General features: G+C 49.0%; 12 protein-coding genes. All 12 read right to left on the minus strand.

What is annotated here, in order from left to right; all coding sequences use genetic code 11:
* Nucleotides 1-410: 410 nt before the first annotated feature.
* The 12 genes from DS878_RS04925 to DS878_RS04975 all read right to left on the minus strand — a co-directional run bounded on the left by DS878_RS04925 (nucleotide 411) and on the right by DS878_RS04975 (nucleotide 6,723).
* Nucleotides 411-866, minus strand: coding sequence for a hypothetical protein (locus tag DS878_RS04925; RefSeq protein ID WP_113814881.1), 456 nt, complete (start codon nucleotides 864-866; stop codon nucleotides 411-413).
* A 92-nt stretch (nucleotides 867-958) separates the two neighbouring features.
* On the minus strand, nucleotides 959-1,222 hold the full coding sequence (locus DS878_RS04930; protein ID WP_113814882.1) for a Txe/YoeB family addiction module toxin: 264 nt from the start codon (nucleotides 1,220-1,222) through the stop codon (nucleotides 959-961).
* A complete protein-coding gene (locus tag DS878_RS04935; RefSeq protein ID WP_058092928.1) occupies nucleotides 1,219-1,461 on the minus strand; it encodes a type II toxin-antitoxin system Phd/YefM family antitoxin in 243 nt (80 codons plus the stop codon). The genes DS878_RS04930 and DS878_RS04935 overlap by 4 nt, the downstream gene beginning before the upstream one ends.
* 160 nt (nucleotides 1,462-1,621) lie before the next feature.
* Nucleotides 1,622-1,900, minus strand: a complete 279-nt coding sequence (locus tag DS878_RS04940; protein ID WP_113814883.1) for a hypothetical protein — start codon at nucleotides 1,898-1,900, stop codon at nucleotides 1,622-1,624.
* A gap of 106 nt (nucleotides 1,901-2,006) precedes the next feature.
* Nucleotides 2,007-2,576, minus strand: coding sequence for a hypothetical protein (locus DS878_RS04945; protein ID WP_113814884.1), 570 nt, complete (start codon nucleotides 2,574-2,576; stop codon nucleotides 2,007-2,009).
* Nucleotides 2,577-2,718: 142 nt separating this feature from the next.
* A complete protein-coding gene (locus DS878_RS15435) occupies nucleotides 2,719-2,961 on the minus strand; it encodes a hypothetical protein (protein ID WP_148707065.1) in 243 nt (80 codons plus the stop codon).
* Nucleotides 2,962-3,055: 94 nt separating this feature from the next.
* Nucleotides 3,056-3,538 (minus strand): hypothetical protein, encoded by a 483-nt coding sequence (locus DS878_RS04950; RefSeq protein WP_113814885.1) that lies wholly within the window; start codon nucleotides 3,536-3,538, stop codon nucleotides 3,056-3,058.
* 73 nt (nucleotides 3,539-3,611) lie between these two features.
* Nucleotides 3,612-3,941: an SMI1/KNR4 family protein gene (locus tag DS878_RS04955; protein ID WP_222837439.1), complete on the minus strand. Its 330-nt coding sequence runs from the start codon at nucleotides 3,939-3,941 to the stop codon at nucleotides 3,612-3,614.
* 472 nt (nucleotides 3,942-4,413) lie between these two features.
* Entirely contained in the window at nucleotides 4,414-5,343 is a 930-nt protein-coding gene (locus DS878_RS04960; RefSeq protein WP_113814886.1) for a hypothetical protein, read from the minus strand.
* 112 nt (nucleotides 5,344-5,455) lie between these two features.
* On the minus strand, nucleotides 5,456-5,785 hold the full coding sequence (locus DS878_RS04965; RefSeq protein WP_148707066.1) for a hypothetical protein: 330 nt from the start codon (nucleotides 5,783-5,785) through the stop codon (nucleotides 5,456-5,458).
* A gap of 89 nt (nucleotides 5,786-5,874) precedes the next feature.
* Nucleotides 5,875-6,192, minus strand: a complete 318-nt coding sequence (locus tag DS878_RS04970; RefSeq protein ID WP_113814888.1) for an antibiotic biosynthesis monooxygenase family protein — start codon at nucleotides 6,190-6,192, stop codon at nucleotides 5,875-5,877.
* 78 nt (nucleotides 6,193-6,270) lie between these two features.
* Nucleotides 6,271-6,723 carry a hypothetical protein gene (locus tag DS878_RS04975; RefSeq protein WP_113814889.1) on the minus strand — a complete coding sequence of 151 codons (453 nt, stop codon included), beginning with the start codon at nucleotides 6,721-6,723 and terminating at the stop codon, nucleotides 6,271-6,273.
* Between the last annotated feature and the right edge of the window lie 61 nt (nucleotides 6,724-6,784).

Below are 6,784 nucleotides of genomic sequence, written 5' to 3' on the forward strand. Positions count from 1 at the left end.
CGGGAACGAACTTAATTGACTTGTTAACAGGCACTTATTGCACCCCGCGGTGATAGACCTTACCTGACTCTATAAACGCTTTTGCCTCTCGCCAAGCCTTAACGTCCGACCTTTTCGGTGCTTTGAAATCAATTCCCATGTAAAAAGATGGCCCGCCGCAATCTGGACATTTGTACTCACGCCTTGCCTCAAATTCTTCGGACTATCTCGCTTGACCCGCCTGCTGTTCAGACGTCATGAAACGATTGAACGCGCCCGGAAACTGAGGCAGTTTGAAACACTTCCGACACTCAAAGCATGCGTACTGAAGCGGGATACCTTTACTACTCATGTTTGCCTGTTAACGCAGAGCGCACCGGTGGCCTTTACAGAGCGGAGCGGCGTAAAGGGCATCCGCGTGACGCGTATTGTTAAGTTCTGGCCCATTCATTTGAATAGTATCCAATTCCAAGCCTCAAACAGTCAGTGAGCCCCTCCGGCTCAGACCCGCAATAAATCGACTGGATCATCATAGACTTGTCGGGGATTCCCTTGAAGGTGATCTCAAACCCATGCCCATGCCAGATAGATCCCATTTGCCTTGCTTGCGAAATGACCGAGCCGACGAACTCTTCAAACGGTGGGTAAGCGCAGATGATGTAGCCATCATGATCGGTAATGTCAGGCATCTCCGCTTTCCTGTGTACCCCAAGATACTCCCCTCCAACCTCACCCTGAAGCGCAAAAACCCCATTACTTGTGTCGAGGTAAACGACATTGTACTCGGGCTCAACCACGTTGATCCTCACAGACAAAAGTGTCGCTCCCTCCAGATCTCCCAGAAGGTTGCAGGCAAGTTCCACTTCAATCTGGTAGTCGTAGCTCATTGGCATCCCAAAAACTTAACGCGAAGCTTTGCGGCGATTTTGGAACCGCGAAGCGGTGGAAAAATTGTCCGCCAACAGCGACTGGTTATGCATTATTCGTAGTGGCTCCAAAGCCTGAGAACTTTCACCACTCGCTCATCCTCGAGCACTTGGTAGACCAGACGATGCTGAATATTAATGCGGCGCGAATAGGCTCCTGCAAGATCACCAATTAGCTTCTCAAACGGAGGCGGCTTGCGGTAAGGATCCTCCGCTAGCAGAGCTAACAGTTCCTGAGCTTTAGGCTTGAGTCCGCTGGAGGCCAACTTCTTTGCATCTTTCTGGGCTTGCTTGGTATAAACCAACTTCCATGTCACCAGTCCAACTCCTCATCGCATTCATCCACCGGGGTATCCATCCCCTCTCGAATAGACTCCCGCATACCTGGTACGGAGAGCAGGTAAAGTGTTTCCTGGATTGCAGACCAATCTTCCTCGGATACCAAAACGGCTTTGTTCCGCTTACCCATGATAACGATTGGTTGGTGGGACTCGGCGGTCTCGTCGATTAACCGATAAAGGTTGCTGCGCGCCTCAGTTGCTGTGATTCCCGTCATAACGCACCTCTTTCATGATCAACTTTTGATCAGAGTGTACGCTTTTTAGTACGTACGTCAAGACGATCGCTTTGCATAACGCTTGCATAAACGGCGCCCGACTAGGGCGTCCGGTGGAGGCCCATCGGGCCGGAACGAATTTAATGCACTGGTTATGTGGCTAGACATAGAAGGCTATGCCTACGGCCGCAAAAACCACGACCTTAATGATTAACTCTACGACGGAGCGTTTCCATATCGCCTTAGAACCTTCCGGATTGGACCACTCGCCTGGAGCTTCATCATCCAAGGTAACGAGGTGGCCCAGAGCAGCCCAGCCAGAAAAAGCTAAAGCAGGTGCAGCAAAATATTTGGCTAGGGATTGGTGACCCATAAACATAGCCACCGAAGCAACCAAAAGCGAGGTCAAAAATATCCCTATAACAATGCGTTGTGCCATTCAATCATGCCCGTTGGTACTGCCCACATAACGCCGGCCATAAGCGGCGCCCTGACAAGGGCGTCCGGTGGAGGGCCATCGGCCCGGAACAGACTTAATGGCATTGTTATATAGTTTTGGCAATTCTCGATACCTCACGCTCAAATGAGCTGGCCTCTTTCGCCAACAATTCAAGTGCCTCTTGAAAATGAGGCAACCACTTCTCACCGGAAATATCACCGGTTTTATACTGCTGTTTATAGCCATGCAAGACATCTTGGGTATGATCGAGTTTTTCTTTTACTGCCAAAAACGGGGCTTGAAGCTCTGGAAAGTACATATCGATAATCAGATTCAACCGATCTGGGTTGTGCTCATAAGTCCGATTTGTAGTGATGTCGAGGGCATCATTAAAGGTCAGCTCTCCTGCCATTACTTGCCTATAGGGCAGGAAATGGGATACCGCTATATTCATGTATCGCTTTGATTCTACATATAGCTCCTCAAGCCTTTCCCGAATTATGTCATTTCTTCGCGTTTCAGTTTCATGATCAAGCTGAATCCGCAACCGGTCGTTGCTGGCTCGATTAGTTAGGTTTACACCGATCAACGTCAATGTAGAAGTAAGTATTGCTGTGGATAGCGCCACCCAGGCCGAGGAGGGGATTTTTGACAGAAACTCAAATAGTGCCTCCATAGGCTACTACCTCCCTATATAACGCCTTTGTCAGTTGCGTTTTGGTTGTAGTGGATTTTTGTGCGAAATTTTGCGAAGCAAATGCACAAAAAGGAGCGTAGACCAAAACGTCAACTGGACAAACTTGTTAGGTGATTTTCGTTTAATCATGGCATTTTGGACACACTATTGCGCCCGTACTTGATGACACAGACCAGCCTGCTTTTTTAGCCGCGGTACAGAAGCCTTCCGCCCATTTTTCCATTGGATCATTGGGCTCTTCAATACCTAAATTTTCCGCCATCAAATTTCTTTCGCAAAGTAAGCAAGTTATCATAGTTGATACATAAGCCTCTGACGCGATTGCATCAACTAGCGTAAATTCACTCTTAGTATCTTCAGCCACTATATTCACCTAACGCTTGCAGCATGCGCGCACACGGAATGGAGCCGAAGGCGCAATGTAGTGGGCGTCGCCGTGCCTGCACTGGTTATGTGCTTTAACCATTGTGACTGAAAACCACCAGTTTTTTGTCGGGTATCACCATCAGGACGGCCTCATCCTTGAACGAATAGTACGAACCACCGGTTCGTCCGCTCTCTACTATGTCGTCATGCAAAGAGCCACCGATACTCCCGCCGCAAAGCAGTTCATATGACCAATTTTCCGACCTAGTCCAGTCATCTCTTGGAGTTTCCATCCACTCGCCATATGTATAGTACCGGTCAGAATGACCTCGAGCCTGGCCTGATTCCTCGAAAAACTTAACACCTTGCTCTTTGATGGCTTCTGCTGTTTTACCGCCCAATTTGTAGACAGCCGTACCACAACCTTCCCTAAGCCCAGAATCCGAGGTGATAGATATGCGGTAACTGAGACCAATATTTTCTGGAATAGCTTTTCTATACCAGTAATCCTCGAGTAGGTACCAAGCTCCGATTAGAGCAACGACAATTGCTCCGGTAACCTTTAAAGCTTTCATGATTCTGCGAGCTTTCCTTGCACATAACGCTGAACGAAGCGGCGCGTCTCACGCGTCCGCCTTCCGTGACTTGTTAGGGCTTGGGGGCAATGCCAAACTTTTTGGCAAATTCAGGATCGACCCAAACCGACTTGACCTGCCCAGGCTCCAGTTCCACTTCTGACGGAGCTGCACACCCGGCGATAAACTCATTGACAGAATTCGCGAGGATCGTAAATTCGCTGGTTTCATGATCCCAAAAATGAATTCTTCGATTCTCTCTGACGAAATAGTTTCCACACTCATCTTCAGCGATAACATCTGACTCTGAAAGCTCTTCAGGGAGCGGCGCTGAGATCTTTCTAATGACCCCGTACTCACTGCCGTCGCTGGTTCTGAAGACTTTGCCGAAAATTTGGTTCACGAATACGAGCCCTAACGCCTGCATAAACGGCGCCCGACTAGGGCGTCCGGTGGAGGGCCATCGGCCCGGAACGTATTTAATGCATTGGTTAGAAGCCGGTCACCCGATGGTTTCCGGTCCACACCAAAACGTCCATGCGTACTCCAAAAAAACCAAGCACTGGCTCGCGGTCCGGCACCGATACAAACCACCAACTTACCCGGCCTACTCAGAACTTTCGGCGAACAGCCCCACAACCTGGGCACGTTGCCGATAACCCGTAAAAACCAATGCCGGCTACCAAATTGGATGCAGAGTTCGATGGCCTTGGCCGTTACCGAAAGTTTAAATATTTACTCCAGATTTTCCGCCAAGGCCCATGCACCCAACCACCAAAAAATCACTAGAGCCTTGGCTTATAACGCCCGGCTCACGCGCCGGTTTGGAGCCGCGAAGCGGCTGAAAATTGGTCGCTGTGCAGCCGATTGTTAGGTCACTGAGCTATCACTTCACTTGTAATATATTTTTTCCCGAGCGAATGGAGGGAAGAGTTTTTCTTTCTGAGTGTTCGCCTATATTGCATAAACTCAGCGAATATTTGGACTTTCCTAACCCATTGGCCATCCTCGTTTCTTTGGATAGCGCTAAGTGCTATAACTCCTTCTTCGGGCGATTCCTGTTCGAAACGAGTTATCGCCGATGTTATTTTTTCTTCCCAGTAATCAACTTGTGGCTGAATTTGCTCTCGGATATCGTTATGTACGTTGGCAATACCTTCGACGTAGTCGCGAACAAGAGATTTTAGATCAACCTTGTTTCCTAGCAACTCAAGCTCTTCTAACACACTTTTCTTGAAGTCTCCGTCTTCCCTGAGCTCTTCGGGTGAGAGATATGGGCTCAGTCCACAACGCAAATCGGAAACGCCTTCTCCGGCTCGATCCATGCGCCTCGTTTCAAATGTAATACTGTGTACCGGGAAGCCCCTATGCTGGACAAAATTTCTAAGTGCTTCTCCAGCTCGAAACCCCAGTCGAGCGTCATACTCACGACTAAACAAACTTTTGAGATCTGGTGCCGATTCAACATCATGCGCAGCCGAGAACACTTTCTTAACGTGGTGTTTAACGTGGTCAATATAGATCCGAGAAGCGGTAAGCAAATTGATCAATCGTCTATTTAAAAGACCTCTTTCTTCTTGATAGGACTCCCAATCTTGGTTGTGAAGATAGGCGCCTCTGACTGCCGAGTTGAGCATGGTGGACTCCAGGTCGAGCAAATTCTCGATGACGAGGTCGAATTTTTCTTCAATAAAGACGGCCTGGAGCAAACCGTCTTTAGCGACCTCTATCTCCCAGAATTCTGATTCGGTTATCGGAAGGAACGCCTGGTAATTCAGAACCTGTCGAGCTAACCCGTAATCCACTGCTCTCTCCTTGACCTAACGCCAAAATTCAGCGGCGGCCTTTACGTAGCGAAGCGGAGAAAAGGCCGTCCGGTGGAGGCCCTCTAGGGCCGTAACGAACTGGAATGACTGGTTATGCATTGGGTTCGAGACTGGGATATAGTTCCTTAGCCACCGCAATAACTCTTCGCCATTTTTCGTCCTTCAAAAGCTCGCTCACGCAGCTTGCCGCGCCGCTATCGACTTCCATCATGACGCCATAAAGATGAGCTAAACCTTTCAGCTCACTCTCAGTAAATTGTGACACCCACTCTGGGCTCTTGGGGTGAAAGAGATCATCACAGAAACCAGAAAGAAGCTCCGCCACTATGTTCATGTGGGGCACAGCCTTTTCGTACGCGAGTTGCTCAGAGGCCAGCGATATCAGTCTTACTTCATCCACTACAGCTCGACGTATTGTCATCTCATCCTGCATAACGCCAATGATAAGCGGCGCCCGACTAGGGCGTCCGGTGGACGGCCCTTAGGCCGGGAACGAACTTGATTGACTGGTTAAATGCCATAAGCCCGCTCAACCTTTGCAACTCGGACTTTAAATTCGGAATACCACGCTTTATGACCCAAACGCTGGGCTTCAAGGTGCTCAGCATTTTGCTTCCAGTTCCTGATCGCTTCCTCGCTTGCCCAGTACGAAACGGTGATACCAACATCCTCACGGGCTGACTCGATACCAAGAAACCCTTCCTGCTGAGCGGCCAGTTCAACCATTCTGTCTGCCATAGCACCGTAACCATGATCACCATCCGTGCGGACAGAGCTAAAAATCACTGCGTAATATGGGGGACTTGGAGTTTTAGCAATCCCTGACATAACTTCCTCTTGGCATTTAACGCGAAGCGAAGCGGCGGCCCGTCAGGGACGTCCGACTTACGCGAATTGTTAGAGAAATCAGCAATCAATCTCTCCGTATTCCTCATCATAGAGACTGACTGAGCATTTCCTTTCAATCGGCCGAAAATCGCTTCCTCGACATTCAATTTCACCATTCTGATTATCGTAGAAGTAGACCTCACACTTACGCTCCACTGGGCGAAGATCTGATCCTCTACACTCTAGCTCACCGCGCGATTCATCGTATTTGTATACTTCGCACTTTCTCTCAATGTCGCGGAGTGAAAAATTATGGCCTTCAATCTCTTCACTCGAATTTGCTGATGATAACACTTGATGGATGCGAAAAACCTGCATCCTTTGTTCTGGCGTAAGCTCTTCAACCGGCGTTTTACCATTGATCACATTCTTATAGAGCTCAAACGCATTCGCACTCGAATTTTGGGCCAGGGAATTAGCTGACACAGAAAACATGAATAATAGAAACATCAGACGAAGTTTGAAGTGCATGAAATCCTCTAACGCCTTGGTTTAGCGGCGGCCCGACAGGGGCGTCCGGTGGAGGCCGCAG

Origin of the sequence: Marinobacter sp. F3R11 (assembly GCF_003318275.1) — a bacterium.
GTDB lineage: Bacteria > Pseudomonadota > Gammaproteobacteria > Pseudomonadales > Oleiphilaceae > Marinobacter.